Annotated in this window: 21 protein-coding genes and 2 pseudogenes; 14 read left to right on the top strand and 9 right to left on the bottom strand. The window is 61.5% G+C overall.

Translation table 11 applies throughout. From position 1 onward, the window contains the following. The first annotated feature begins 279 nt into the window (after positions 1 to 279). The 9 genes from AEQ67_RS05050 (at position 280) to feaR (ending at position 8,311) form a co-directional block, all read left to right on the top strand. A complete protein-coding gene (locus AEQ67_RS05050; protein WP_059402792.1) occupies positions 280 to 1,443 on the top strand; it encodes an acyl-CoA dehydrogenase family protein in 1,164 nt (387 codons plus the stop codon). A gap of 25 nt (positions 1,444 to 1,468) precedes the next feature. Next, a complete protein-coding gene (locus AEQ67_RS05045) occupies positions 1,469 to 1,840 on the top strand; it encodes a hypothetical protein (RefSeq protein WP_059402791.1) in 372 nt (123 codons plus the stop codon). Between the two features lie 3 nt (positions 1,841 to 1,843). Further along, on the top strand, positions 1,844 to 2,314 hold the full coding sequence (locus tag AEQ67_RS05040) for a nuclear transport factor 2 family protein (protein ID WP_059402790.1): 471 nt from the start codon (positions 1,844 to 1,846) through the stop codon (positions 2,312 to 2,314). Next, entirely contained in the window at positions 2,311 to 3,432 is a 1,122-nt protein-coding gene (locus AEQ67_RS05035; RefSeq protein WP_059402789.1) for an amidase, read from the top strand. The genes AEQ67_RS05040 and AEQ67_RS05035 overlap by 4 nt, the downstream gene beginning before the upstream one ends. Before the next feature lie 34 nt (positions 3,433 to 3,466). Beyond that, positions 3,467 to 4,750: an aromatic ring-hydroxylating oxygenase subunit alpha gene (locus AEQ67_RS05030; protein ID WP_059402788.1), complete on the top strand. Its 1,284-nt coding sequence runs from the start codon at positions 3,467 to 3,469 to the stop codon at positions 4,748 to 4,750. Then, positions 4,747 to 5,247: an aromatic-ring-hydroxylating dioxygenase subunit beta gene (locus AEQ67_RS05025; RefSeq protein ID WP_059402787.1), complete on the top strand. Its 501-nt coding sequence runs from the start codon at positions 4,747 to 4,749 to the stop codon at positions 5,245 to 5,247. The genes AEQ67_RS05030 and AEQ67_RS05025 overlap by 4 nt, the downstream gene beginning before the upstream one ends. 11 nt (positions 5,248 to 5,258) lie before the next feature. Continuing rightward, complete coding sequence (locus AEQ67_RS05020) at positions 5,259 to 5,999, top strand: SDR family NAD(P)-dependent oxidoreductase (protein WP_059402786.1); 741 nt, start codon at positions 5,259 to 5,261, stop codon at positions 5,997 to 5,999. Between the two features lie 287 nt (positions 6,000 to 6,286). Continuing rightward, positions 6,287 to 7,237 carry a PDR/VanB family oxidoreductase gene (locus AEQ67_RS05015; protein WP_059402785.1) on the top strand — a complete coding sequence of 317 codons (951 nt, stop codon included), beginning with the start codon at positions 6,287 to 6,289 and terminating at the stop codon, positions 7,235 to 7,237. A gap of 153 nt (positions 7,238 to 7,390) precedes the next feature. Then, positions 7,391 to 8,311: a transcriptional regulator FeaR gene (gene feaR, locus AEQ67_RS05010; RefSeq protein ID WP_059402784.1), complete on the top strand. Its 921-nt coding sequence runs from the start codon at positions 7,391 to 7,393 to the stop codon at positions 8,309 to 8,311. Positions 8,312 to 8,628: 317 nt separating this feature from the next. Here the strand turns inward: feaR and AEQ67_RS05005 are convergent, their stop codons facing one another. Further along, positions 8,629 to 9,258, bottom strand: coding sequence for a response regulator transcription factor (locus tag AEQ67_RS05005; protein WP_059402783.1), 630 nt, complete (start codon positions 9,256 to 9,258; stop codon positions 8,629 to 8,631). Between the two features lie 258 nt (positions 9,259 to 9,516). Here AEQ67_RS05005 and hpaC point away from each other — a divergent pair, with 258 nt between their 5' ends. Then, complete coding sequence (gene hpaC, locus AEQ67_RS05000) at positions 9,517 to 10,029, top strand: 4-hydroxyphenylacetate 3-monooxygenase, reductase component (RefSeq protein ID WP_059402782.1); 513 nt, start codon at positions 9,517 to 9,519, stop codon at positions 10,027 to 10,029. A 233-nt stretch (positions 10,030 to 10,262) separates the two neighbouring features. On the opposite strand, the pseudogene AEQ67_RS36655 reads toward hpaC, so the two are convergent. The 3 genes and pseudogenes from AEQ67_RS36655 to AEQ67_RS04990 form a co-directional block, all read right to left on the bottom strand. After that, positions 10,263 to 10,859 (bottom strand): annotated as a pseudogene (locus AEQ67_RS36655) (methyl-accepting chemotaxis protein); the annotation flags it as partial. Positions 10,860 to 11,117: 258 nt separating this feature from the next. Further along, a pseudogene (locus AEQ67_RS36650) lies at positions 11,118 to 12,170 on the bottom strand (HAMP domain-containing protein); the annotation flags it as partial. A gap of 411 nt (positions 12,171 to 12,581) precedes the next feature. Next, the gene (locus AEQ67_RS04990) at positions 12,582 to 13,904 is read right to left on the bottom strand and encodes a hypothetical protein (protein ID WP_059402780.1); all 1,323 of its coding nucleotides are present in this window, start codon (positions 13,902 to 13,904) and stop codon (positions 12,582 to 12,584) included. Positions 13,905 to 14,213: 309 nt separating this feature from the next. Between AEQ67_RS04990 and AEQ67_RS04985 the strand changes: the two genes are divergently transcribed. Together AEQ67_RS04985 and AEQ67_RS04980 are read left to right on the top strand one after the other, a co-directional pair. Beyond that, positions 14,214 to 14,603: a c-type cytochrome gene (locus AEQ67_RS04985; protein ID WP_059402779.1), complete on the top strand. Its 390-nt coding sequence runs from the start codon at positions 14,214 to 14,216 to the stop codon at positions 14,601 to 14,603. A 47-nt stretch (positions 14,604 to 14,650) separates the two neighbouring features. Further along, a complete protein-coding gene (locus AEQ67_RS04980; protein ID WP_059402778.1) occupies positions 14,651 to 16,141 on the top strand; it encodes an aldehyde dehydrogenase family protein in 1,491 nt (496 codons plus the stop codon). Between the two features lie 58 nt (positions 16,142 to 16,199). Here AEQ67_RS04980 and AEQ67_RS04975 read toward each other — a convergent pair whose 3' ends face one another. Both AEQ67_RS04975 and AEQ67_RS04970 read right to left on the bottom strand, forming a co-directional pair. Beyond that, complete coding sequence (locus AEQ67_RS04975) at positions 16,200 to 17,384, bottom strand: acetyl-CoA C-acyltransferase family protein (protein WP_059402777.1); 1,185 nt, start codon at positions 17,382 to 17,384, stop codon at positions 16,200 to 16,202. Positions 17,385 to 17,820: 436 nt separating this feature from the next. After that, positions 17,821 to 19,212 (bottom strand): aldehyde dehydrogenase family protein, encoded by a 1,392-nt coding sequence (locus AEQ67_RS04970; RefSeq protein ID WP_059402776.1) that lies wholly within the window; start codon positions 19,210 to 19,212, stop codon positions 17,821 to 17,823. Between the two features lie 100 nt (positions 19,213 to 19,312). Here AEQ67_RS04970 and ptrR point away from each other — a divergent pair, with 100 nt between their 5' ends. Continuing rightward, the gene (gene ptrR, locus AEQ67_RS04965; RefSeq protein WP_059402775.1) at positions 19,313 to 20,191 is read left to right on the top strand and encodes a putrescine utilization regulator PtrR; all 879 of its coding nucleotides are present in this window, start codon (positions 19,313 to 19,315) and stop codon (positions 20,189 to 20,191) included. A gap of 107 nt (positions 20,192 to 20,298) precedes the next feature. On the opposite strand, the gene AEQ67_RS04960 is transcribed toward ptrR, so the two are convergent. Beyond that, positions 20,299 to 21,690: a GntP family permease gene (locus AEQ67_RS04960; protein WP_059402774.1), complete on the bottom strand. Its 1,392-nt coding sequence runs from the start codon at positions 21,688 to 21,690 to the stop codon at positions 20,299 to 20,301. Between the two features lie 120 nt (positions 21,691 to 21,810). Next, on the bottom strand, positions 21,811 to 23,118 hold the full coding sequence (hisD, locus tag AEQ67_RS04955) for a histidinol dehydrogenase (RefSeq protein WP_059402773.1): 1,308 nt from the start codon (positions 23,116 to 23,118) through the stop codon (positions 21,811 to 21,813). Positions 23,119 to 23,335: 217 nt separating this feature from the next. Here hisD and AEQ67_RS04950 point away from each other — a divergent pair, with 217 nt between their 5' ends. Beyond that, a complete protein-coding gene (locus AEQ67_RS04950; RefSeq protein ID WP_059402772.1) occupies positions 23,336 to 24,409 on the top strand; it encodes a LacI family DNA-binding transcriptional regulator in 1,074 nt (357 codons plus the stop codon). Positions 24,410 to 24,412: 3 nt separating this feature from the next. On the opposite strand, the gene AEQ67_RS04945 is transcribed toward AEQ67_RS04950, so the two are convergent. Next, positions 24,413 to 25,624, bottom strand: a complete 1,212-nt coding sequence (locus AEQ67_RS04945; protein WP_059402771.1) for an MFS transporter — start codon at positions 25,622 to 25,624, stop codon at positions 24,413 to 24,415. Between the last annotated feature and the right edge of the window lie 105 nt (positions 25,625 to 25,729).

Here is a 25,729-nt window from a genome sequence, read left to right as displayed (position 1 = left end):
TGCGCGTGGGGATGCGCTCAGAAGTAACCGGGGGCGGGCTAGGGGATTTCTTTAGCCAAGGGGCTGCACGCCCCAATAGTGGCGACCCGATGCGGTTTTTACACTGGACCTCAATGCACAGGGCCCCCACGTATCCCTCTGTAGGAGCGAGGCTTGCCCGCGAAGAACGATGACGCGGTCGACTTGAGAGACCGCAGTGCCTGGTTCGCGGGCAAGCCTCGCTCCTACAGGTAGCGGTGCGGTTCGGCCCACTAACAATAAGCAAAACGGAGAAAGCCCATGCTGCGTTCAGCGGTCGCGCAACAAGACGCTCTGCCCGGCGTCGACGAAGATGTCGTCGACAGCCCGCTCTTTGCGCAGGTACTGGATGAAGTGCGCCAACGTCGGGACGAATTCGACGCCGGCTCCCACGTGCCACGGGACATGATCGAACGCTTCAAGCAGGTCGGCATCTACCGCGCCGCCACGCCGAAATGCTTTGGCGGTGACGCCCTGGCCCCCGCGCGATTCCTGCACATGATCGAACGCATCTCCGAAGCCGACGGCTCCGCAGGCTGGGTCGCCAGCTTCGGCCGCGCCGGTGACTATCTCGCCGCGTTGCCGAAAGAACCCCTCGCCGAAATCTACGCACAAAGCCCCGGTCTGGTGTTTGCCGGTGGCTTGTTTCCATTGCAACCCGCCGAAGCCGTCGAGGGTGGTTGGCAGGTTAACGGCACCTGGAAATTTGCCAGCGGCTGCAAAGGCGCCGACTTGCTCGGTGTCGGCATCGGCGCCGCTGGCGGCAAGCCGCGCACGGCGGTGTTCCGGCCGGCGCAGGTCGACATTGTCGAAAACTGGGACGTGGTCGGCCTCAAGGGCACCGGCAGCCATGACCTGCGCGTCACCGATCAACGCGTCGACGAGCGCTGGACCTTCATTCGCGGCGGTGCCTCGACCATCGATGAGCCGCTGTTCCACTACCCGTCGATTGCCTACGCCGCGCAAGTGTTGGCGGTGGTCAACCTCGGTCTGGCCCGTGCGGCACTCGATGAAGTCAGCCGCATGGCGGCCGGCAGTGGCATCACCGGCGCACCGAAAATGGCCGATCGCGCCTATGTGCGGATCGAGATTGCCAAAGCCGAAGCGCAACTGAGTGCCGCGCGCGGCTTCTTCTACGGCGCGACCGAGCAGGTGTGGCATTCGATCCTCGCCGGCAACCCGGTCACCGCCGAACAAACCAGCCTGTTGCGCCTCTCCGCGATCCACGTTTCCCAGGCCGGCGCCGCTGTGGTGCAAAGCGCCTACAGCCTCGCCGGGACCACCGCGATTTACCTGCGCCATCCGCTGCAACGCTACCTGCGCGACGCGATGGTGGTCACTCAGCACGCCTTCCTCAGCGAAGGCCTGTACGACGGCGCCGGCTCGGTGTTCCTCGGCGTGCCGCCATTCCCTGGCTACATCTGAACCCTCTATCCAAGGATCAACACCCATGACCCAGACCACCCAAGAACCGTTGCGCGTCGTCTTTTGCATCGGCATCACCCAGAACTTTTTCGACCTGCCCACCGGCGAAGGCTTGGCCGTGTGGAAGGGTTTCAGCCAGATGATGGGCTCGCTCGGCGCCATGCCCGGCATCACCGTGCTGGGCGCGATGGACGATGACCGGCTGATGGTCGGGCCGTCCACCACCTCGCCGTGGACCGTCTACATCATGGCCGACGTCGACTGCCACCAATCGGTGATCGACGCCTGCAACCTGTTCCGCACCACGCCGGTGAACGAGTACAGCCTGTGGCGCTACGCCAAGGTCGAAGCGCGCATCGGTCGTCCGCTGACCATCCCCGACGCGGCCAAGGTGTAAGTCATGAACGAGGCCTTGCTGCAGCGTCTGCAGACGCTCGAAGGGGAGAGCCAGGTGCGCCGCTTGATGGCGCGCTACATGGACCTGTGCGATGTGCCGAGGGCCGCGACCCAGGTCCGCGAACTGGCTGAATTGTTCTGCGTCAATGCGATCTGGGAAGGCGTCGGCAGTGCCACCGCGCAGACCTTTGGCCAGCATCAAGGACGTGATGCCGTGGCGGCGTTTGTTGGCAGCTATTTGCCGCCGTCGGAGCACTTTCGCCTGAATCTGCATTACCTCACCAGCGAGTCGATCGTGGTCGACGGCAGCACGGCGCAAGGGCAGTGGATCATGCAGCAGATTTCCACCTACGCCGATGGGCGCAGCGAACTGTTTGGCACACGGCTGAACATCGATTTCCGTTGTGTCGACGGGGTCTGGCTGATCGCACATTTCCGTACGCAACGCTTGTTCAATACGAGGCTGGGCGCATGAGTACGTTTATCAGCGAATTTTTACTCGGTGGCAGCGGCAAACGGGTGGCGATCAAAGACTCGATCGACATTGCCGGGTATCCGACCCGTTCGGGCAGCCGGGCGTTTGCCGATGCCGCGCCGGCATCCCGTAACGCCGACGTGGTGGACGCGATCCTCGCCGCTGGCTGGCAAATCGTTGGCAAAACCAATCTGCATGAGCTGGCGTTTGGCGTCACCGGGATCAACGACTGGACCGGCACGCCGATCAACCCACAGGCGCCGGATCGGGTGCCGGGCGGTTCGTCCAGTGGTTCGGCAGCAGCGGTCGCGGCGGGCCTGGCGGACATCGCCATCGGCACCGACACCGGCGGCTCGGTGCGGGTGCCGGCGGCCTGTTGCGGCATTGCCGGGTTGAAGCCGACTTATGGGCGGGTCAGCCGTGTCGGTGCGCATCCGCAGTTTTCCAGCCTCGATTGCGTGGGGCCGTTCGCGGTGGACATGGACGATTTGATCGCTGCGATGCAGGTGATCTGTCCGGGTTTCCACGCCCAGGGCTTGCCGTCGAGCAATGCCCGCGTGGGCTTTCTCGAAGTGGCCTGCGATCCGCTGTTGCAAGCCTGCCTCTATGCAGCTGCCGACCGTGCCGGTTGGCATCGCAGCAGCTTGCATTTAAGTGAATTCGAAGCGGCGTTTGCCGCCGGCCTGAGCGTGATCAATGTTGAAAACTGGGCGGCGTTCGGTCACCTCACCGGCAAGGGCCTGATCGGTGCGGATGTCGAACAGCGCCTGCTGGCCGCCAGTCGCACCGATGCCGTGGAGCTGGCGCAAGCCGAAAAAGTCCGCGCACGTTTCAGCCAGCAAGTGGATGCCGCGCTGGAGCAGTTTGAAGTGCTGCTGTTGCCGACGATGCCCAGCCTGCCGCCGACGCTGATCGAAGCCCGCAGCGCCAGCAAAGCCGTGGCCGGTATGACGCCGCTGGTCCGGCCTTTCAACCTCAGCGGCCATCCGGCGCTGACGGTGCCGGTGGAACTGAAAGGTAGCGGGCTGAAAGTCGGCCTGCAGATTGTCGGCCGTAAAGGTCAAGACGAAGTGGTCTGCGCCTTCGGTGCGCAACTGCAACACAGCATGCATTCCTAAAAACAAGTCATAAAAAAGCCATGAGGAGAACCGCATGAGCACTCATGAATACCGGCTGATCGCAACGTCGAAAAGCCCGGACGAACTGGTCAAGCACGACCGCGTCGACGTCTCGCTGTACAACGACCCGGCGCTGTTCGAAGCCGAACTGGAAAAGATTTTCTACCGCACCTGGGTGTGGGTCGCCCACGAAAGCGAAGTGCGCAACAGCGGCGACTTCAAGACCGCGACCATCGGCCGTCGCCCGGTGATTGTGGTGCGTGACAAGAAGGGCCAGATCAATGTCCTGGAAAACCGCTGCCGGCACCGTGGCGCCACCGTCTGCGAAAAACACAAAGGCAACGCCACTGGTTTCACCTGCCCGTATCACAGTTGGTCGTACGGCCTGGATGGCAAGCTGCGCGCGCTGCCTTACCCGGACGGCTACGAAGGCATCCTGGAAAAGTCCGAACTGCCGCTCACCAGCCTGCGGGTCGAAAGCTACGCCGGCATGGTCTTCGCCAGTTACAACGACGAGATCGAACCGCTGGAAGATTTCCTCGGCGGTGCAAAACACTGGATGGACCTGTTCATGAAGCAGGGCGCCGGCTACCCGATCAAGACCCAGGGCGAACACAAGTTCAGCTTCAAGGGCAACTGGAAGATCCAGCTGGAAAACACCACCGACGGTTATCACTTCCCGATCGTGCACAAGTCGTTCATGTCGTCGGTGGACGCAGAAACCTCGGAAATGCTCTCGTTCATGACCGACGAACACGCCGTCACCCATGCTTTGGGCAACGGCCACAGCGTGATGGTGATGGTGCCGGAACACGTCGATCTCGATCACGACGACGGCACCGAGCAGTTGCAGGAACGCTTCGCGCATGTGACTGAAGAATTGTCGAAGACCATGGCGCCGGCACAGGTCCGGCGCATCGTGCGCTCGCTGCACGGTGCCGGGTTCAACCTCAATCTGTTCCCCAACGTGGCGATGTCGATGTCGTTCTTCCGCGTGCTGCGTCCGGTGTCGGTGACAGAAACCGAGATCCGTCATGTCGCCCTCGGCATGGACGGCGGCCCGGACATCGCCAACCGCGAACGCATGCGCATTCACGAACACTTCCAGGGCCCGTTCGGTTTCGGCAGCCCTGACGATGCCGAAGCCTGGGACCGCGTGCAGCGGGGTTCGTATGCCGGCGTCGATGCGCCAATCCTGGTCAATCGCGGCCTCAATCGCGAAATCACCGCCGAAAACGGCGACAAGGTCTCCCACGCCACCGACGAGGGCGGCATGCGCGGTGCCTATGACATGTGGAAAAGGATGATGAGCCAATGAGCAATCACGACACCCTGAACGGTTTTTCCGGCCCATTGGCCCAGGCCATCGAATTCATCTGGCGTGAAGCCGAATTGCTCGATCACAAGCACTACGCCGAATGGGCGACCTTGTGGAGTGAGAACGGCCGCTACATCGTGCCGATCGATCCGGACACCGAGGACTTCGAAGCCACGCTCAACTACGCCTATGACGATGCACGCATGCGTGATTTGCGCATTGAACGCCTGACCGCCGGCTACTCGCCGTCGGCGGTGGACGCGGCGAAAACCGTGCGCAGCGTCTCGCGTTTTCGCTTGGTGGAAGCGGCGGGGGACCTTGTTGAAGTCAATTCCGCGCAGTTGCTGTACGCCTACAAGCGCGGGGTGCACACGCCGTTCGTGGCCGACTTGAACCACCGCATTCGCTTCACCGACGGTGTCGCGACCCTGGAACGCAAGGTCGTGCGCCTGATCAATTCCACCGACAGCCTCAGTGCGCTCGGCTTCCTGCTGTGAGGGCCAACACCATGAACCGAGTAGCCCTGGTGACCGGCGCGTCGCGCGGTCTTGGCGAATGCATTGCTCGCCGTTTGCATGCTGCGGGTTATCGCGTCGGCCTGGCGGATGTGCGCCTCGACGGTGTGCAACGTCTGGCGTTGGAGCTTGATAGTAGCGGTGCGAGTGCCGTTGCCATTGAGCTGGATGTGCGCAACAAAGCCGATTTCGTGCGGGCCCGTGATGTGCTCGCCGAGCGTTGGGGCGGCACCGACATTCTGGTGAACAACGCCGGTGTGTCGAAAGTCGCGGCGCTGATGGACATCACCCCGGAGGAGTTCGATGAGTCGATGGCGATTAACCTGCGCGGCACCTTTGTCGCGTGCCAGGTGTTCGGCGCGCACTTTGCCGAGCGCGGTTTTGGCCGGATCGTCAACATCGCCTCCCTCGCCGGGCAGAACGGTGGCACGGCCACAGGCGCGCATTACGCGGCGGCCAAGGGCGGTGTGGCGACGCTGACCAAAGTGTTCGCCCGGGAATTGGCGCCGCAAGGGGTGACGGTCAACAGCATTTCACCGGGCCCGCTGGACTTGCCGGTGGTGCGCGAAACCGTAGCCCCGGAGCGCCTGGAACAGATTCTGAAAATGATCCCGGCGGGGACGCTGGGCGATCCGACGTTTATTGCTGACAGCGTGCTGCTGCTGATTGCCGATAACGCTATATCGGTCACCGGCGCGTGCCTGGACATCAACGGCGGATTGTTCATGCGCTGAGTCGACTTACCCATCCTCACTGGCGATCCATGACTCAAGGCCTCAGCAACCCCCTGTAGGAGCCGGCTTGCCGGCGAAGGCGTCCTCACTGGCGATACACATTTCAAGACCGCAACAACCCCCTGTAGGAGCCGGCTTGCCGGCGAAGGCGCCCTCACCGGCGATACACATTTCAAGGCCGCCTTCGCTGGCAAGCCAGCTCCTACAGAATGCGTGGTTCGCCACGTTAAAAGCAGGGTGCCCACCGGCGCCATGACAACAAAAACAACCGTATTTCAGGTGATGCAATGATGAAGGTGAAGATCGAAAGGATCGTCGACGAAGCGCTGGATATCCGCTCCTTTCGCCTCGTGCGCAGTGACGGCCAGCCGCTCGACACCTATGAACCGGGTGCCCACGTCGACCTGACCGGGCCGACCGGGGTGACCCGCCAGTATTCGCTGTGCAGCCCGCCGCAGGACCGCCGCGCGTATCTGGTGGCGGTGAAGAAAGAAGCGCAATCACGCGGTGGCTCAATTGCGCTGCACGAGCAGGTGCAAGAGGGCATGGAGCTGGAAATGGGTGCGCCGCGCAACCTGTTCCGCCTCGACCCGACGGCCACCGAACACGTGCTGTGCGCCGCCGGCATCGGCGTGACGCCGCTGCTGAGCATGGCCTATCGGCTGACGGAAACTGGCCAGCCGTGGCGCCTGCATTATTTTGCGCGCTCGCCGGAGTACGCGGCATTTTCCGCGCTATTGGCGCAGACTTTTGCCGGGCATGTGCAATTCCATTACGGCGTCGAGCCGGGCGATATGGATGCCGCGTTGAGCGAGTGCCTGAACCAGGCGGGCAGTGCCGCCCACGTCTACACCTGCGGACCCGCACCGTTCATGAACAAAGTGGTGGAAGTGGCCTCGCGCAGCCGCTCTGACGATTTCATTCACCTCGAACACTTCCAGGCCGATCCGGCTGCGAATAGCGCCCCCACTGGCAGTTTCGAAGTGGAGCTGGCCAGCTCCGGCGTGGTGCTCCAGGTGCCGGCCAACACCAGCCTGGTCGACGTCTTGCAGGCCCATGGCTGCGACATCGACACCGAGTGCCGCGAGGGTATCTGCGGCACTTGCATCGTCGAGGTATTGGACGGTGTGCCGGAGCACCGCGACAACTGTTTATCGAACAAGGAGAAGGCCGCCAACAAGCAGATTTGCGCCTGCGTTTCCCGCGCCGTTTCCGCTCGTCTGGTATTGGACATTTAACTGCACGGAACGCTGGCAAGCCAACGCCGGAGCCTGTTGAATGGCGCTCCGGCGGCCGTCGAAGGAGGAGACAGCCAGGGTCGGAACATTTGCCGAACCGCTCGACGAAGCGGTCGAAAAATAACAATAAAACACGCGTGAGGCTTTGCAGTGATGATGACTTCTTCGGCGGTGCGCAACGAGGCGTTCGAACATTGGTTGAGCCAGGTCAACCAGGCCTGCGGGCGTTTCGATGCTCGCGCGCTGGACACCGATTTCTACGGTGAGCTGGCGGAGTTTCGAAGTGGCGCGATCAACCTCAGTGTCGTCGACATGGCGCACGTGCACCTGTATCGCACCAGCAAGGACGTCAGTATCAGCAGCGACGGCCACTACTACGCGGTGTTCCAGATGCGCGGCAGCTCGCAGCTGGAACAGGGTGACAATCGCGCTCGACTCGGCACCGGCGACATCGCGCTGATCGATGCCTGCCGCCCGAGCGACATGACCTACAACGATGATTCCCGACAGTTGTCGCTGATCCTGCCGCGCCAGGTGGTCGAGCGCGGTTCGCACTTCAACGCCGTCAACTGCGCCACGCGCATCGCGGCCGACACGCCGCTGGCGGCGATGGCCAATAAACTGGTGCTCGATACCCGGCAACACCAAGGCCTGGACATGCAGGAAAGCGAAGCGGTCCTCGATGCGCTGGTCAGCCTGCTCTTGCCGGGAATCAGCGCCCGCGACGGTGGCGGGGACGCCCATGAGCGGCAGTTTCGCAAAATCATCGCCTACATCGACGAACACCTCAGCGCCGAAGAACTGTGCCCTGAGCTGATTGCCCGGGAGGTGGGGATTTCGGTGCGTGGGCTGTACCGGATGTTCTCCAAGCGCGGCCTGGTGGTGGCGCAATACATCAAGCACCGACGCCTGGATTTCTGCGCGGAAAACCTGCGGTGCTCGCACGTTGAGCAGAAGCTTTCGGCGCTGTGTTATGCCTGGGGATTCTCCGATTCCAGCTACTTCTCATCGGCGTTCAAATCGCGCTTTGGCGTATCACCGGGTGCCTATCGCAAGCGCTACAGCCAGAACTGACTGTGGCAGCTGTCGAGGCTGCATTCGGCTTTGTAGCAGCTGTCGAGCTTGCAAGGCTGCATTCGGCTTTGTAGCAGCTGTCGAGCTTGCAAGGCTGCATTCGGCTTTGTAGCAGCTGTCGAGCTTGCGAGGCTGCGTTCGGCTGCGAAGCAGTCGTAAAACCTGAGTGATCGGGCTCACTGATGCACCGCGTCGCCTGATTTCACGACTGCTGCGCAGCCGAACGCAGCCTCGCAAGCTCGACAGCTGCTACAAAGCCTCGCAAGCTCGACAGCTGCTACAAAGCCTCGCAGAGTTGCTACCAATGAGTGTTGGCCTCAGTGTCGTGTTGGCTCATCGGCCGGCAGGTGCAGCACTTCACGGACCAGCATGGCGATGCTGGTCACGCCCATCTTTTCCTTGATCTTGGTCCGGTGCACGTCAACGGTTTTGACGCTGATGTTCAGCTCCCGGGCGATCACCTTGCTGGCCTTGCCATCCACCACCAGCATCAGCACTTCCCGTTCACGGCTGGTCAGCAGTGCCAGTTTGCCTTGCAGGTGCTGGCGCTGCTGCTGATCGGCCTGGGCATGCACGGCCGTCTTCAGCGCGGCCTGGATGCGGTCGATCATTTGCTGCGGGTTATACGGTTTCTCAACGAAATCCAGTGCACCGTTCTTCATCGCGGTGACGGACATCGGAATGTCGCCATGAGCGGACACGAAGATCGTCGGCAAGGTGCTGCCGCGCTGGTTGAGGATTTCCTGCAGCTGAAAGCCGCTGGTCTCCGGCATGCGCACATCCAGCACCAGGCACGCCGGCTGCTTCGGATCGTACTGGCTGAGGAACTCTTCAGCGCCGGCAAAGCATTGCGCTTGCACGCTGACCGACTCCAGCAACCAGGCCAGCGAGGTGCGCAGGTCTTTGTCGTCATCAACGATGTAAACAATCGGTTTGCGGATTTCCATCAGGGACTGCCACGAGAGTTTCTAATTATTGTTTTCGCACGCGTGCACGCTGCGCCAGACATCAGCTCTCATCGGAGCCAGTGAGCAGAATACCCACTGCGGCGGCCCGTGACGATAAAGAAACCACCTAGTCGACTAGCGGAAAGCCAACCTCGGCATGGGGATCGTCAGGATAGTGGCGTTACCCGCCGGGTCGTAATCTTGTTCCATCACTTTGGGCCGCGCAACGGCGGTCCTCCTGAAGGAAGGGGCACCGACATGGCCGACCTGAGCCAGCAGCAAATCGACTTTCGCAACGCCATGGCGCAGCTGCCTGCGGCGGTGAATATCATCACCACCAACGGCCCGGGCGGGCGCTGCGGCATTACCGCCAGCGCCGTGTGCTCGGTGACGGACTCACCGCCCACCGTGCTGGTGTGCGTGAATCGAGGGAGCGCGACCCATGATGTGTTCCGCACCAATGGCCGTCTGTGCGTCAACGTGTTGTGTGGCGAGCAGGAGGAACTGGCGCGGCACTTCGCCGGCATGACCCAGGTGCCGATGGCCGAACGATTTGCCTGGGACCTGTGGGATGGCGGCGATCTGGGCGTGCCGGTGCTGCGAGATGCCCTGGTGCAGCTGGAAGGGCGGATCAGCGAGTGCAAGGAAGTGGGGTCGCACTCGGTGATGTTTGTGGAGCTGGACCACGTCGGTGTGCGCGGGGAGGGCGATAGCCTGGTGTATTTCAACCGGTTGTTTCACCGGCTCGAGCATGCGGGCGCGCATTGCTGAGGGACCGCGTTATCGTTCTTCGCGGGCAAGCCCGCTCCCACAGGTTTTGTGGCGTTTTGCAGTATGGGTGATCGCCTGTGATGGCCCCTTCGCGGGCAAGTCGGGTCGCCGCATCGCTCGCTCCTACAGGTTTCCGGTCGTTCACAATGTTTGTGAGCGCCATGACCTTGTAGGAGCGAGCGATGCGGCGACCCGACTTGCCCGCGAAAGCGGTGGGTCAGGCAACATCAAATTCAGATACGAAAACTGCCCACCAACTGATTGAGTCGGTCAGCCTGCCGCTCCAGCTCTGTACAGGCCTGCAACGTCGATTGCAGGTTGTCCACCCCTTGCTGGTTCAGCATGTTGATTTCCGTGATGTCCACGTTCAACGCCTCAACCACCGAGGTTTGCTCCTCGGTTGCTGCAGCGACCGACTGGTTGACGTTGTCGATCTCACCGATGCGCTGCGTCACGCTACTCAGGCGTTTGCCGGCGAGGTTGGCGATGCTGACGCTTTCCTCGCTGTGTTGTTGGCTCTCGGTCATGGTCGTGACAGAGTCTCGCGCGCCCACTTGCAGCTCTTCGATCATCTGCTGGATCTCCAGCGCCGAAGCCTGGGTGCGTCCGGCCAGGCTGCGCACTTCATCGGCGACCACCGCAAACCCACGGCCCGCTTCACCCGCCCGTGCGGCTTCAATCGCCGCGTTAAGGGCCAGCAGGTTGGTTTGCTGGGAGATGCCCTTGATCACTTCGAGGATCTGCCCGATGTTCACGGTTTTGCTGTTGAGCACTTCGATGTTGACGCACGACGCACTGATTTTGCCGGACAGTTCGTTCATCACTTGAATCGTCCGTTCCACCACCTGACGACCGTCTTCGGCCTGTTGCCGTGCAGCGCTGGCCTGCTGTGAGGCATCGGAGGCGTTGTGGGCGATTTCCTGGGCAGCAGCGCCCAACTCGTTGATCGCGGCGGCCACGCTGTTGGTGCGCGTGGATTGCTCATCGAAGTTGCTCATCGACGAGTTGGAGGCCAACAGCACGCGCTTGGCCCCTTCGTTCACGCCTATCGCCGCTGAAGACACCTCGCGAATCGACTGATGGATGCGTTCGACAAAGCGATTGAAGGCCGTCGCCAACTGGCCGATCTCATCCCTTGATTGCACCTCCAGGCGCCGGGTCAGATCGCCTTCGCCCAGAGAAATGTCCTCCATTACCCGAGTCAGTATTTGCAGTGGCCGGGTGATGCGAAAAGCCGTGTACCAAATCAACAGCAGACCGAGCAGGGCGGAGCCTGCGCCCAACAGCAGCTCCAGCGCAGTGCTTTGCACACCTTGCGCATCGAGTTCCTTTTGCAGCGTGGTGACCGGTGCCAGCAGCACATCTTGCGGCACGCCCACCAACACCCCCCACGGCGCCGCACCGGCAATCGGTGCCAGCGGTTCAAGCACGTTGATTTGTTGCCGGTCGACAAATACCTTCGGTTGGCCCTGGCGCAACGTGTCCATCACCTCGGCGTTGTCCAGCGTTTGGCCGAGGCGGTTGACGTCCTGACTGTTGGCAGAAATCACCCCGCGCGGGCTGACGATGCTGATCTGCCCATGGCCATCGAACAGTTGATGCGCGCTGGCTTCGCTGTTGTGTTGCAGGGCGGCGAGGTTGATATCTAGGCCGACCACGGCGATGACGTTGCCGTTGTCCATCAGTGGAAACGCGATGCTGGTGACCAGTTTGCGGCTACCGGAGGCCTCGTCGAAATACGGTTCCAGCACACAGGCCTGACGCGTGTCGCGAGCGCAGGTGTAGAAGGCGTTATACGGTGCGCCGCTGGGGCCGGGGGAGGTGTTGGCGAGCAGTGCTTCGTCGCCGATCACCGCTTGCAGTTCGCCGGGTTGGCTTTGTACCCAGTAGAGGGCAAAGCGCCCGGTCTCGTTGCTGCCCAGGGCGGCTTGATCGGCGAAACCGGCGTCGGCGCCGTCTAGCGCGTCGGGTTCGAAAATGACATAAAGCCCGAGCAGGTCGGGCTTGTCGATCAGGGCCTGGTGAAGCTGTGTGCTCAGTGCCTGGCGCAGTTGTGGGCGGGTCAGACTGCCCTGGTGTTGCAGCTGCCTCAAGTAGAGCAAGTAACGCGACAACCCCTGGCCGTATTCGTGAGTCTGCATAAAGGTGCGTTGCACTTGCATGGCCTGCACGTTGCCGAGGGCTTGCATGTGTTGCTTGGCCGCATCGACCAGCATCGCGCTGCTGGCCTGGGCCACTTGTTGGCTGCTCTGATGGGTTTGGTAAAGCGACAACCCCATCAGCAAACCCACCACCAGCAGCAGGCAGAGGCCGGCGAGCAGGGCGATCTTGCTTTGGATCGTCATGAATTTAATGTGCATGGGAAAGGCCTTTTTCCTCGAAACCCAACGCAATCCCTGTAGCAGCTGGCGAAGCCTGCGTTCGGCTGCGCAGCAGTCGTGAAATCAGAGCACGCGGTTTGTGAGGAAGACCGCGTGCTCAGGTTTTACGACTGCTGCGCAGCCGAACGCAGGCTTCGCCAGCTGCTACAAGGATCGTGTTGCGGCGTGGTGTTAGAAAGTCGTGGCGAAGATCACTTGGCTGTAGAGGTTTTTGTCGTTATTGCCCAGTTGGGTGCCACCCTGCTCGGCGCTCTTGTCCGGCTGGTAGAGGCCCACCAGCGGCATCACCGTCAGGTGCTCGTTGACGTGCCATTCGGCATACAGGTCGACTTCGTGGCCGTCGGTGTTGCCGAGGTTGCGGTCGAGGGTGTCGTAGTTGAAGTACATCGCGCCCACCGTCAGGTTTTCCAGGGGCGAGACTTTCAGGGTGACGTTCTGAATGCGCGAGTTGGTGTTGAACGGGCCGGCGTAGTTGCCGGCGACTTCACCCTGGAACCAAGTGCCAAAACCGCGACTGAAACCGTAGAACAGCGTGTCGTAGCCTTCCGAAAACCGGCTGTAGCGGTAGCTGACATACGGCGTCCAGGCCACGTCGGCAAAGGTCCAGCCGGCTTCCAGATACCAGGCGTCTTCCGTGGCGGTATGAGGTTTGTCCTGCTTGGCGTATTCACCGGACAGGAACAGGTTTTTCACTCCGGCATTGCCTGTCGCGCGCAGGCTGTAGGTCTTCATGCCGTCGCGTTCAAGTTGTGCCGGGGAGGCAAATTGCTCGTCGACATCGGTGCTGTCGATGTAGGTCAAGCCGACCGTACCCGCTTCGGCGACGTGTTCGAGTGTGCCGACGTACATTTCGGTCTTGGCCTGGGCGCGGTTGTCTGATTTCAACCACATCAAATCACCACGCCAGCCCTCCTTGCCGCCCAGACGCAACACGGCGGTCTCGTCGAAGGCTTTGCGCGCGGCCAGCCAATAGGCGCCGCCACGGTTGAATTCGCCGTCGGCCAGGCCTTTGCCGAGGTTGAGCGCGTCACCGTTAATCAGGAAACCATCGCCGACCACAATGTTCTGGCGGCCGAAGGACAGGTCGATACCGCCCTCACCCAGCACGTCGAACAGTTTGCCCGAGCGCCAGCCGAGGTAGGCGTCTTCGAATTTGGTGGTGCGCTCCGAGCCGTCACTGAAGCCTGCGGCGTCGCCGTCGCCCCAGGTGCCGGAGCTGAGCAGGTTCGCCGCGCCATACGCGGTGCCCACCCCGGCCAGGCCCTTGTCGAAGCTCAGGCCATATTTGATATAACCCTCACGCCACGACGACGAGCCTTCGTCGAGGCGGCCGGACAACGCGTAGTTTTCCTGACTGTGGAAAATGCCGAATACCGCTTCCAGCGTGGCGTTCAGGTGACTGTCGTCATCGGCATACAGTTCGTAGGCACTGGCCTGGCCGGCGCTGATCATCAGCGCGAGCGTCGAGAGACGAAGCAAGGGGGACTTGAGCATGTGTGGCATCCGTTCTTGTTCTTGAACGCAGGTTTGCGGTCTTTTTCGATACTACGGCGCAGAACTTTTTCGACCTTTTGTGTGGTTGCCAAAGAGTTGGCTGTGCTTGCCAATTTGAAACAAGGCCCCCCGTACGGGGGCTTTTGGTGGTGGTTTGGCAGCCTTGCCAATACGACTGGCACGCAGGGCAAACCCCGCCTGTTACTGAGCATCGACAATCCGTATCAACCCTGCCGATGCTCCATTGCATCGGCCTTCCAGTGTTGACGCTCCTCCGACGAGCGCACGGATTTCCAAGGTCTTTCTCTTATGCTCACTTCGCTGCGCTTGCCCATCATCGGTTTGCTTTCATTCACCCTGGCCCAAGCCGCACTCGCGGCGGAATGTGCGCCGGACCAGGGCCACGGTGCTCAGGTATTTGCCAATGAATGCGCGGTTTGCCACTCGGTGACCAAGGGCATGGCCGGCATGATGGGGCCGAACCTGGCGGGTGTGGGGGGGCGCAAATCCGGTTCGCTGGAAGGCTTCAACTATTCCCAGGCCATGCGCAACAAAGACATCAATTGGCAGGCCGAGAACATCGCGCAACTCATCGCTCAACCCCAGGCGTTCGTGCCGGGGACCTACATGCCCTACATGGGCCTGGCCTCTGCAGACGATCGCCAGGCGGTCGTGTGTTTCCTCAAAGAACAACAGTAATCGGCCGGTCAGCTGGCTGAACAACGCGTCTGAACCAAAGGTGATTTATGAGCAACGTTGAAATTCTGCCGCAGGTGGCTGCCTTCCTCGACCGTCGTCATGGCTGCTTTATCGAGGGTCAGTGGGTGTTTGCCGAAGGGCCAGGCATCGCCGTGGTCAACCCGGCCACCGGGCAAACGCTCTGCGAAACCCTGGATGCGCCGCTGGAAGTGGTCGAGCGCGCCGTGCAGTCATCCCATGCCGCGTTCAAATCCGGGGTCTGGTCCGGTTTGCGCCCGGCGGACCGCGAACGCATTCTGCTGAACTTCACCGCGCTGGTTGAGGCACATGCCGAAGAGCTGGCCCAGCTGGAAACCTTGAGCCAGGGCAAGTCGATCAACATGGCCCGCGCGCTGGACCTGAACGCCACCGTGGAGTTCATGCGCTACATGTCCGGTTGGGCCACCAAGATCGAAGGGCAGACCTTTGATGTGTCGATTCCGCTGCCGCCGGGTGCGAAGTTCACGGCGTTCACCAAGCGTGAACCGGTGGGGGTGGTGGTCGGCATTGTGCCGTGGAATTTCCCGCTGCTGATCGCTGCCTGGAAGCTGATGCCGGCGTTGGCCACCGGGTGCACGGTGATCATCAAACCGGCCATGGAGACGCCGCTGACCGCCATGCGCCTGGCCGAACTGGCCCTCGAAGCAGGCATTCCGGCAGGCGTGTTCAACGTCGTGACCGGTGGCGGCGCTTCGGTCGGTGGCGTGCTGACCGCGCATCCGCTGGTGAGCAAAGTGTCGTTCACCGGTTCCACCGCCGTGGGCAAAAGTGTCGGCGTGGCGTGCATGGAAAACATGACGCGGTTCTCGCTGGAACTGGGCGGTAAAAACCCGATGATCGTGCTGGCGGATGCCGACATCGACAAAGCCATTCAGGGCGCGATCCTCGGTGGCCTGTTGAACAACGGCCAGGTCTGCGCAGCGGCCTCGCGCTTTTATGTGCATCGTTCGATTCACGACCAGTTTGTCGAAGGCCTTGCGGCGGCGGTATCCGCCATGCCGATTGGCGCGGGCATGAACGGCGACGCGGCGATCAACCCGCTGGTGTCGCGCAAGCAACAACAAGCGGTGCTCAAGCACATCGAGCTGGCTCGGCAGGAAGGTGCGCGCGTGGTGTCGGGGGGCGAGTTGCTGGAAGGCGAGGGTTTCTATGTGCAGCCGACGATTCTCGCCGACATCGACCACAGCATGACCGTGGCCCGTGAAGAGGTGTTTGGTCCGGTGCTGGGCGTGATGCCGTTCGACGACGAAGACGCGGTGATTGCCCTGGCCAACGACAATCGTTACGGCCTGGCCGCGAGTCTGTGGACCAACGACCTGAGCAAAGCGATGAACCTGGTGCCGCGCATCGAAGCCGGTACGGTTTGGGTCAACGCCCATGTGCTGCTCGACCCGGCGATGCCGTTTGGTGGCGTCAAGCAATCCGGCATGGGTCGCGAGTTTGGTCGCGCGGTGATCGAGGCGTACACCGAGCTGAAATCGGTGTGCATCGCGCACTGATGCCATTGCGCTAAAACGAGACGGCGCCCGTAACGGGCGCCGTTTGTGTTTTGGCTGATCAGACGCGTTCGAACAACACGGCGATGCCTTGCCCGCCGCCGATGCACATGGTGGCCAGGGCATAACGACCCTGGACGCGGTGCAATTCATGGATGGCTTTGGTGGCGATGATCGCGCCGGTCGCGCCCACCGGGTGGCCCAGCGAGATACCCGAACCGTTCGGGTTGACCTTCTCAGGGTCGAAGCCCAGTTCTTGTGCCACGGCAAACGCCTGCGCCGCGAAGGCTTCGTTCGACTCGATGACATCCAGGTCGGCAACCGTCAGACCGGCGCGCTTGAGTACCAAGCGTGTGGCAGGAATCGGACCCAGGCCCATCAGTTCCGGCTCAACACCGGCATGGGCGTAACCCACCACTCGGGCCATCGGCTTGAGGCCGTGCTCGCGAACCATTTCACCGGTGGCCATGATCAGTGCGCCGGCGCCGTCATTGAGGCCCGATGCATTGCCGGCGGTGACGCTACCGTCTTTTTTGAAGGCCGGTTTCATCTTGCTCAGCTGCTCGAAATTGACCTCTGCGCGGACATGTTCGTCTGTCGCAAACGTCACGGTGCCTTTGCGGGTCGCGACTTCGATCGGCACGATCTGCCCGGCGAACCGGCCTTCGGCAATGGCTCGGGCAGCGCGTTGTTGGCTGACCAGCGCCAGTTCATCCTGGGCCTGGCGGGTGATGCCGTAGCGTTCGGCGATGTTTTCCGCAGTGATACCCATGTGGAAACCGGCAAACGGGTCTTGCAGCACGCCGAGCATGTAGTCGATGGCTTGCATGTCGCCCATCCGTGCGCCCCAGCGCGCCTGCGGCAACAGATACGCGCCACGGCTCATGGACTCGACACCGCCGGCCAGTGCAGCGACTGTGTCGCCCAACATCAGACTTTGTGCGGCGCTGACAATCGCTTGCAGGCCGGAACCGCAGAGGCGGTTGACGTTGAAGGCTGGCGTCTCTTTCGGCAGGCCGGCGTTCATCGCCACTGCTCGGGAGATGTAGGCGTCACGTGCTTCTGTCGGGATCACATGACCCATCACGGCGTGGCCGATGTGCTCAGGTGCCAGGCCTGAACGTTCGATGGCGGCGCGGCAGACGTCGGTCGCCAATTGAATCGGCGGGACGGCTTTGAGCGAACCGCCAAAGCTGCCGATGGCCGAGCGGACGGCGCTGATGACGAAGATATCGGTTGGGGGCATGTGGGGTCCTCTGGGGCAGGCCTGGAGTCGGGTGCGCTTTGGCACTTGTTATGGGGGGCGAGTCTAGAGACGGCGAGGGTGTTGGCCTATGCCAGAACTGCTCACGGAGGGTGGTGTTTTTTGCCATTTCTGGTGGCGGGAGATTCGGCCTTTCGACCACGTTCGTGCGGACAACCCGCCCAACTGTAGGAGCGAGCTTGCTCGCGAAGGTCGTCAACGATGACGTGTTTTGACAGGGTATGCGCGGTGCCTGTGGGTTCATCGCGAGCAAGCTCGCTCCTACAGTTGGCCGGGTTGTCCGGAGACACACGATCCAATGTGGGAGCGAGCTTGCTCGCGATGGTCGTTAACGATGACGTGTTTTAACACTGTATACGCGGTGCCTGTGGGTCCATCGCGAGCAAGCTTGCTCCTACAGTGGACGGTTGAAGCGCAATCAGCGCCGATCGAGCCACACGGTCTGGGCATTGCAAAATTCGCGTACCCCGAAGTGCGACAACTCGCGGCCAAAGCCGCTTTTCTTCACGCCGCCAAAGGTGACGCGCGGGTCGCTGGCGCAGTAGCCATTGATAAATACACCACCGGTTTCCAGTTGGTCGGCCATCTGCTCGGCCAGCTCGACGTTGCGTGTGTAAATGGTCGAGGCGAGTCCGAATTCGCTGTCATTGGCCAACGCCAGCGCATGGTCGGCATCGCGTGCGGTAATGATCGACGCCACTGGCCCGAACAGTTCCTGTTTGAACGAGGTCATCTGATCGGTGACATCGGCAAACACCGTGGGCTGATAAAAATTGCCAGGCCCTTCAGCCTTGCCGCCACCCAGCAGCAACGTTGCGCCTTCTTCCAGGGTGTCGCGTACCTGTTGATCCAGTTCATCACGCAGGTCGAAACGCGCCATCGGGCCGATGTAAGTGGTGGCAGCCAATGGATCGCCGACGACTAGCTGTCGGGTGGCTTCGACGAACTTGCGGGTAAATTCCTCGACAATGCCTTGCTCGACAATCAGCCGTTTGGCAGCTGCGCAGACTTGCCCGGTGTTCTGGTAACGACCAATCACGGCGGCTTTGACGGCTTCGTTGAGGTCGGCATCGTTGAGCACGATGAAGGGATCGGAACCGCCCAGTTCCAGCACGCACTTCTTCAACGCTGCACCGGACTGGGCGCCGATGGCCATACCGGCCCTGACGCTGCCGGTGAGAGTAACGGCCGCGATGCGTGGATCAGCGATCGCCGTGGAGACGCCGTCGGGCGTGACATTGATGACCTCGAACACGCCTTCGGGGAAGTCCGCTTGTTTGAATGCCTCCAACAACAGATAGGCACTGCCCATCACGTTGGGGGCGTGTTTGAGCACGTAGGTGTTGCCGGCGATCAACGCTGGAACGGCGCCGCGAAGGACTTGCCAGATCGGGAAGTTCCACGGCATCACCGCGAGAATCGGGCCGAGCGGGCGATACTCGATGCGCGCCTTGCCACCTTCAACCAGTGTCGGTTCGGCGCTGAGCATGGCCGGGCCGTGTTCGGCGTACCACTCGCACAGCTGCGCACACTTTTCAATTTCACCGCGCGCCTGAGCGATCGGCTTGCCCATTTCCAGGGTGATCATCGTGGCCATTTTTTCGGCGTTGTCGCGCAGTACCTGAGCCAGGGTAATCAACAGCTGCGAGCGTTGCGCAACAGGTTTGGCCCGCCAGACGCGGAAGCCGGCAGCGGCACGCGCCAATGCGGTTTGCAGCGCCGATTCGGATTCGAAAGGGTAGTGGCCGATCTGTTCACCTGTGGCGGGATTGATCGAAATGGCATGGGTGAGGCTGGAAATGTTGGTCATGGCACCGTCCTGCAAGGTGGGGATGTGCTCAGGTTACGGTGGCATTTGTTTTCTGGAAACTGAATAATACTGAGCATATCGTTCACGTTTGGAGAATGCTGTGGATCTGGTTCAGCTGGAAATTTTCAAAGCCGTGGCCGAGCACGGCAGCATCAGCGCCGCCGCGCAGCACATCCATCGGGTGCCTTCGAACCTGACGACGCGGATCAAGCAACTGGAACTTGATCTGGGCGTGGACCTGTTTATCCGCGAGAAGAGCCGTTTGCGCCTGTCGCCGGCCGGCTGGAGTTTTCTCGATTACGCGCGACGCATTCTCGACCTGGTCCAGGAGGCGCGCGCGACGGTGGCCGGCGAAGAGCCGCAAGGGTCGTTTGCGCTAGGGTCGTTGGAGAGCACGGCGGCGGTGCGGATTCCCGAGCTGTTGGCCGCGTACAACCAGAAGTACGCCAAGGTCGAACTGGACCTGTCGACGGGGCCTTCCGGGACCATGATCGACGGCGTGCTGGCAGGTCGGTTGGCCGCTGCTTTCGTCGATGGGCCAGTGCTGCACCCGGCACTGGAAGGTGTGCCGGCGTTCGAAGAAGAGATGGTGCTGATCGCGCCGCTTAACCATTCCCCCATCCACCGTGCACAGGAAGTGAACGGCGAAAACATCTATGCGTTTCGTTCCAATTGTTCCTACCGCCATCACTTTGAAAGCTGGTTCGCCAAGGACGCGGCGGTGCCGGGCAAGATCTTTGAAATGGAGTCTTATCACGGGATGCTGGCCTGCGTCAGCGCCGGTGCGGGGCTGGCGTTGATGCCGCGCAGCATGCTCGAAAGCATGCCGGGCTGCACCACCGTCAGCGTCTGGCCGTTGTCGGAAGCTTTCCGTTATTTGCGCACCTGGCTGGTGTGGCGCCGGGGCACCGTGTCGCAGAGCCTGACCATGTTCGTACGCTTGCTGGAAGAACGCGGCCTGACACAACAGGCCCTGTAGGAGCGAGCTTGCTCGCGATGAACTTGGCGGCACCGCGTTCAATCAGTCAGCACGCGTTATCGTTCACGTCCATCGCGAGCGAGCTCGCTCCTACAGGGGATGTGTTGTTAAACGATGCCGGTCAGGTAATACACGCCGATCACGAAAAACGCCGCGAGGATCTTGAAGATTGTCATGCCGAAAATGTCCTTATAGGCCTGACGATGAGTCAACCCGGTGACCGCCAGCAACGTGATCACCGCGCCGTTGTGCGGCAGGGTGTCCATGCCGCCAGCCGCCATGGCCGCCACGCGATGCATGACTTCCAAGGGAATGTGGGCAGCATTGGCCGAGGCGATGAAGGTGTCCGACATGGCCGCGAGCGCGATGCTCATGCCGCCGGATGACGACCCGGTGATACCCGCCAGCAAGTTGATGGTGATCGCCTGATTGACCAACGGATTGGGAATCACCTTCAGCGCTTCAACGACCGCGACGAAACCAGGCAACGCGGCGATGACCGCACCAAAACCATATTCCGAAGCCGTATTGAGGGTGGCCAGCATCGCCCCACTGACGGCGGTTCGACTGCCTTCGGCCAGTTTGCGCGAGATAGTGCGATAGCTGAACAGGAAGACCGTGACGATCCCGACCAGCAACGCCGCCTGCACCGACCAGATGGCGATCATCTTCGACACTTGCGTCTGGATCGGCGCCTTCAAACCGGGCAGATCGATTTCATAAACACTGCCATACCAGTGGGGAATCCAGTGCGTGAACGCCAGGTTCATCACCCCGACCAACAGCAAGGGCAACAACGCCACCAGTGGGTGAGGCAGGGCGATGTCCTGCGGCGTTTCCGGTTCGTTGCGCAGATCGGCGCCGTAGCCTTCACCCGCGCGTTGCGCTTTACGCCGCTGACGCTCGAGATAGAGCATGCCGCCAATCAACACGAACAACGAACCGATCACGCCCAGCCACGGCGCCGCCCAGGACGTGGTGCCGAAAAACGTGGTGGGGATGATGTTCTGGATCTGCGGCGAACCGGGCAACGCATCCATGGTGAAGGTGAACGCGCCCAAGGCAATGGTCGCGGGCATCAGTCGCTTGGGGATATTGCTTTGGCGGAACATTTCCGCCGCAAAGGGATAGACCGCAAACACCACGACAAACAGCGAAACGCCGCCATACGTCAGCAGCGCGCAGACCAGCACAATCACCAGCATGGCCTGGCTGCTGCCGAGCAAGTGAATGACGGACCTGACGATCGAGCGGGAAAAACCCGACAGTTCAATCAATTTGCCAAACACGGCGCCCAGCAAAAAAACCGGGAAGTAGAGCTTGATGAAACCGACCATCTTGTCCATGAAAATATCACTGAACGCCGGGGCAACCGCAGTGGGATCAGTGAGCAAAACGGCAGCGAGTGCAGCGAGAGGCGCGAAGATAATGACGCTATATCCCCGGTAAGCAGCGAGCATTAACGCGAACAACGCCAGCAAGGCGATGATGACACTCATGGGATGTCCTTTGAGGCTGAGCCTGTAGCGCAGAGGGGGCGGGCGATGGGCTGCGCATTGGCTGTGATTTATTGTTGTTGGGCCGCGCACGAGTCGCGGCCCTTTCTAGCCAGGCTTTTATTACTCTGCGATACCGGCGTACGGCACATCCTTGTGACCGTAGCGGCGGACGCGGATGTTGGCTTGCTCGCCGTGGCCGGAGAAGCCTTCCAGGGCACACAGGCGTGAGCAGTACTCACCGATCATGGCGGACGCTTCGTCGGTCATGACCTTCTGGTAGGTGCAGGTCTTGATGAATTTGCCGACCCACAGGCCGCCGGTGTAGCGCGCCGCTTTCTTGGTTGGCAGGGTGTGGTTGGTGCCGATGGTCTTGTCGCCGTACGAGACGTTGGTGCGCGGGCCGAGGAACAGGGCGCCGTAGTTGCGCATGTTGTTCAGGAAGAAATCCGGGTCACGGGTCATGACTTGTACGTGCTCGAACGCCAGGTCGTTGGCGATGGCGAGCATTTCCTGTTCGTCTTCGGCGACGATCACTTCACCAAAATTCTCCCAGGCCTGACGGGCAATGCCGGCGGTGGGAAGGATCAGCAGCAGGCGCTCGATCTCAGCCATGGTCTCGCGCGCCAGTTTTTCCGACGTGGTCAGCAAAATTGCCGGCGAGTCCGGGCCGTGTTCGGCTTGACCGAGCAGGTCCGTGGCGCAGATTTCACCGTCGACCGTTTCGTCGGCGATTACCAGGGTCTCGGTAGGGCCGGCGAACAAGTCGATGCCGACCCGGCCGAACAATTGGCGTTTGGCTTCGGCGACAAACGCGTTGCCCGGACCGACCAGCATGTCGACTGGTGCGATGGACTTGGTGCCCAGCGCCATGGCGCCGATTGCCTGGATACCGCCCAGGCAGTAGATCTCATCGGCGCCCGCCATGTGCTGCGCGGCGACAATGGCCGGGGCCGGTTTGCCATGGAAGGGTGGGGCGCAGGTGATGATGCGCGGTACACCGGCGACCTTGGCGGTGATTACCGACATGTGCGCGGAAGCCAGCAGCGGGTACTTGCCGCCCGGCACATAGCAACCCGCCGCATTCACTGGAATGTTTTTGTGGCCGAGGATTACGCCCGGCAGGGTTTCGACTTCCAGGTCTTGCAGGCTGTTGCGTTGGTGCTGGGCGAAATTGCGCACCTGGGTCTGGGCGAATTCGATGTCGCTGATGTCGCGTTTGGTCAGTTGCGCCATGCAGGCATCGATCTCGGCGCTGGTGAGTCGGTAGTCCTCGCGGTCGAGGTTGTCGAAGCGAATGGAGAGCTCGCGAATCGCGGCATCGCCACGTTCTTCGATATCGGCCAGGGTCTTTTCGACCGTGTCACGTACTTCACGCGCTGCCGATTTGATGACCGATGCTTCCGCGCCTTTTTTGAGCCAAGTTGCCATGGGATGAATTCCTGAGCGTTGTTGTTTTTGGTTTTGCATACGTATGCAATTCGGGGCAATCCTAAGCCATTCCCGAGGACGATGAAAAGGGGGTGGGTGAAAAAGACTCGAAATATCGATGGTCGGGTTGATGCGCTTTTTCGCAAAACGGGCAGGCAGCACACCTCGCTGTCAATGGCAGGTATGATCGGCATTTCGACAATTGAGCTGAGACGCAATGGCAGATTCCAACGACCCCTCCCGGCATCCGGTCACCGCCCATGATGTGGCCCGGTTGGCGGGTGTCTCGCAGTCGGCGGTCTCGCGAACCTTCACCAAGGGCGCCAGTGTTTCGCCAAAGACCCGGCAGAAGGTCGAGGAAGCCGCCGCGACCTTGGGTTACCGCCCGAATCAGTGGGCACGCTCGTTGATCAAGCGCCGATCCAACCTGATCGGCGTAGTCGGGCCGAGCATGGAAAACCCGTTTTATTCGGCGGTGCTGGAAGCCTTGTCGGCGGCGTTCGAAGAGCTGGGTTATCGGGTTCTGTTGTTCTCCACCGCGAATCACGAAGACTGTGATCCGGTGCTCGAAGAGGTGTTGGGCTACCGCGTTGAAGCCCTGATTCTGGTCTCGGCGAGCCTGTCTTCGCGCTTTGCCCAAGAGTGCAGGCAGACAGGGTTGCCCGTCGTGCTGCTGAACCGCAGAAATGACAGCACCAGCATTTCCAGTGTCACCAGTGATAACGCGCAAGGCAGCATGGAGATTGCGCAATTTCTGGTAGCGGGTGGTCATCGTCAGCTGGCTTATATCGCCGGCAAGGAAAGCTCTTCGACCAGCCGTGACCGGGAAAAAGGCTTTGGGGACACGCTACAACGTCTCGGTCATCCCGTGCCGCAGCGCGAAGTGGGGCATTACACGTTTGACGGGGCCATGGACGCCACTCGCCGACTGCTGTCGAGCGCCAACCCGCCTGACGGCATTTTCTGCGCGAACGACATCATGGCGTTGGGCGCCATCAACGTCGCTCGCGAGGAGTTCGGGCTCAAACCGGGCAACGACATCTCAATCGTCGGTTTCGATGACATTACCCTGGCCGCCTGGCCGGTCTTTGCGCTGACCACTTACGTGCAGCCGGTTGGCGACATGGTCAGTCGTGCGGTCGGCATCATTTGTGCGCAATTGGAGAACCCTGACACGCCGGCGATTCAAGAGGTCGTGCGGGGGCGGTTGATCGTGCGCAACAGCTCGAAAATCCCTGAATCCGGCGTCAAGCAGGGGCCGGATTGCCGGGTATGGCAACCGCACGAATAAACATCAACCGACAGTCGAACCTGGGTTACGAAAACCCAGGTCCCTGCGACTGCGCGACACCAACCAAATTAGCGGCAACTGGGCGATGATCACCGTCACCACACCCGCCCAAGGCGTGAGGGCGATTTGCCCGTGCCCGACCAAGGCACTGCCGCTGGTTTCTCCCAAGGCGATGCCCAGGTTGAAGGCTGAAATGTTCAGTGCCGAGGCGAAGGCCACCGCTTGCGGGGTGTAGCGTTCAGCGGTGGCCAGCATGCCGGCCTGTGCCGCAGGCGACAGACCGAAGGCCAGCGCGCCCCAGAAAAACAGCATCACCACCATCGGCACCTGATAGGGCAAAAACAGCGCGACGGCGGCGAGCGCCAGGGTCAGCAGCCCGAAGATCAATCGCAGTGCCGCTTGCCAGCCCAGCGTGGCCGCCAGTCGGCCACCGGCAAGATTGCCCACCAGGGTCGCCGCGCCGAATACCACCAACAGCAAATTGGCGGTCGAGGTGGAGAAACCACTGATGTCGGTGAGGATCGGCGTGATGAAGGTGAAGGCGGCAAAGCTTGACCCGAAACCCAGCACGGTCACCGCCATCATCGCCAGAATGGCCGGATGCCCCAGTGCCGCCAGTTGCGTGACGGCTTTGCCCGACGGCGGAGTCGGCACGTTGGGCAACCACAGCGCGGTAGCCACCAGCGCCAATGCGGCCAGCAGTGCGACCGCGTAAAACGGCAAGCGCCAACCCATGCCGTTACCCAGGAAGCTGCCAAGCGGCACACCAATGACCATGGCCAGCGTCAGGCCGGCGAACATCACTGCGATGGCTTTGCTCGCCTGTCCTTTTGGCGCCAGGTTGGCGGCGACGGTGGCACCGATGGCGAAGAAACTGCCATGCGCCAGCGCCGTCAGAATGCGTCCTGCCAGTAACGATGGGTAATCAGTGGACAGCGCCGCCAGCAGGTTGCCGCCCAGAAACACCGCGATCAGCGTCAGCAGCACCGGTTTGCGCGGCAGGCGTGCCAGCGCCAGGACAGTCAGCGGCGTACCGAGCGCCAGTGCCAACGCGTACAGCCCGACCAGACTGCCCGCACGTGCCAGTGGTACGTCAAGGTCAGTGGCGATGGCCGGCAAAATACCCACCACAATGAACTCGGCCATGCCAATGGCAAACGCGGTCACTGCCAGCGCCAGCACACCCGGATGGATACGTTGCGTGCTGCGGCTCATGGGCGGCCCGCCGCGTGCAGGGCGATCAACACCATGCCACCAAAGCCGGTCAGCCCACCGTTGGTGGCCTCCAGCGAGTAGATCGACCCTGGTCGGGACAGTTGC

The organism is Pseudomonas sp. RIT-PI-q, from assembly GCF_001297125.1.
Lineage (GTDB): Bacteria > Pseudomonadota > Gammaproteobacteria > Pseudomonadales > Pseudomonadaceae > Aquipseudomonas.
The sequence above is the reverse complement of the archived record's forward strand: the minus strand, read 5'-3'. Positions and strand labels throughout refer to the sequence as shown.

Excerpts from the sequence above, each read along its gene's own strand:
- AEQ67_RS04990 (WP_059402780.1), bottom strand. The coding sequence starts at position 13,904 with ATGCTCAAGTCCCCCTTGCTTCGTCTCTCGACGCTCGCGCTGATGATC.
- hpaC (WP_059402782.1), top strand. The coding sequence starts at position 9,517 with ATGGCCGACCTGAGCCAGCAGCAAATCGACTTTCGCAACGCCATGGCG.
- AEQ67_RS05005 (WP_059402783.1), bottom strand. The coding sequence starts at position 9,258 with ATGGAAATCCGCAAACCGATTGTTTACATCGTTGATGACGACAAAGAC.
- AEQ67_RS05030 (WP_059402788.1), top strand. The coding sequence starts at position 3,467 with ATGAGCACTCATGAATACCGGCTGATCGCAACGTCGAAAAGCCCGGAC.
- AEQ67_RS05050 (WP_059402792.1), top strand. The coding sequence starts at position 280 with ATGCTGCGTTCAGCGGTCGCGCAACAAGACGCTCTGCCCGGCGTCGAC.
- feaR (WP_059402784.1), top strand. The coding sequence starts at position 7,391 with ATGATGACTTCTTCGGCGGTGCGCAACGAGGCGTTCGAACATTGGTTG.
- AEQ67_RS05045 (WP_059402791.1), top strand. The coding sequence starts at position 1,469 with ATGACCCAGACCACCCAAGAACCGTTGCGCGTCGTCTTTTGCATCGGC.
- AEQ67_RS05040 (WP_059402790.1), top strand. The coding sequence starts at position 1,844 with ATGAACGAGGCCTTGCTGCAGCGTCTGCAGACGCTCGAAGGGGAGAGC.
- AEQ67_RS05020 (WP_059402786.1), top strand. The coding sequence starts at position 5,259 with ATGAACCGAGTAGCCCTGGTGACCGGCGCGTCGCGCGGTCTTGGCGAA.
- AEQ67_RS04975 (WP_059402777.1), bottom strand. The coding sequence starts at position 17,384 with ATGCCCCCAACCGATATCTTCGTCATCAGCGCCGTCCGCTCGGCCATC.
- AEQ67_RS04945 (WP_059402771.1), bottom strand. The coding sequence starts at position 25,624 with ATGAGCCGCAGCACGCAACGTATCCATCCGGGTGTGCTGGCGCTGGCA.
- AEQ67_RS04970 (WP_059402776.1), bottom strand. The coding sequence starts at position 19,212 with ATGACCAACATTTCCAGCCTCACCCATGCCATTTCGATCAATCCCGCC.
- AEQ67_RS05015 (WP_059402785.1), top strand. The coding sequence starts at position 6,287 with ATGATGAAGGTGAAGATCGAAAGGATCGTCGACGAAGCGCTGGATATC.
- AEQ67_RS05025 (WP_059402787.1), top strand. The coding sequence starts at position 4,747 with ATGAGCAATCACGACACCCTGAACGGTTTTTCCGGCCCATTGGCCCAG.
- AEQ67_RS04950 (WP_059402772.1), top strand. The coding sequence starts at position 23,336 with ATGGCAGATTCCAACGACCCCTCCCGGCATCCGGTCACCGCCCATGAT.
- AEQ67_RS05035 (WP_059402789.1), top strand. The coding sequence starts at position 2,311 with ATGAGTACGTTTATCAGCGAATTTTTACTCGGTGGCAGCGGCAAACGG.
- hisD (WP_059402773.1), bottom strand. The coding sequence starts at position 23,118 with ATGGCAACTTGGCTCAAAAAAGGCGCGGAAGCATCGGTCATCAAATCG.
- AEQ67_RS04960 (WP_059402774.1), bottom strand. The coding sequence starts at position 21,690 with ATGAGTGTCATCATCGCCTTGCTGGCGTTGTTCGCGTTAATGCTCGCT.
- AEQ67_RS04985 (WP_059402779.1), top strand. The coding sequence starts at position 14,214 with ATGCTCACTTCGCTGCGCTTGCCCATCATCGGTTTGCTTTCATTCACC.
- AEQ67_RS04980 (WP_059402778.1), top strand. The coding sequence starts at position 14,651 with ATGAGCAACGTTGAAATTCTGCCGCAGGTGGCTGCCTTCCTCGACCGT.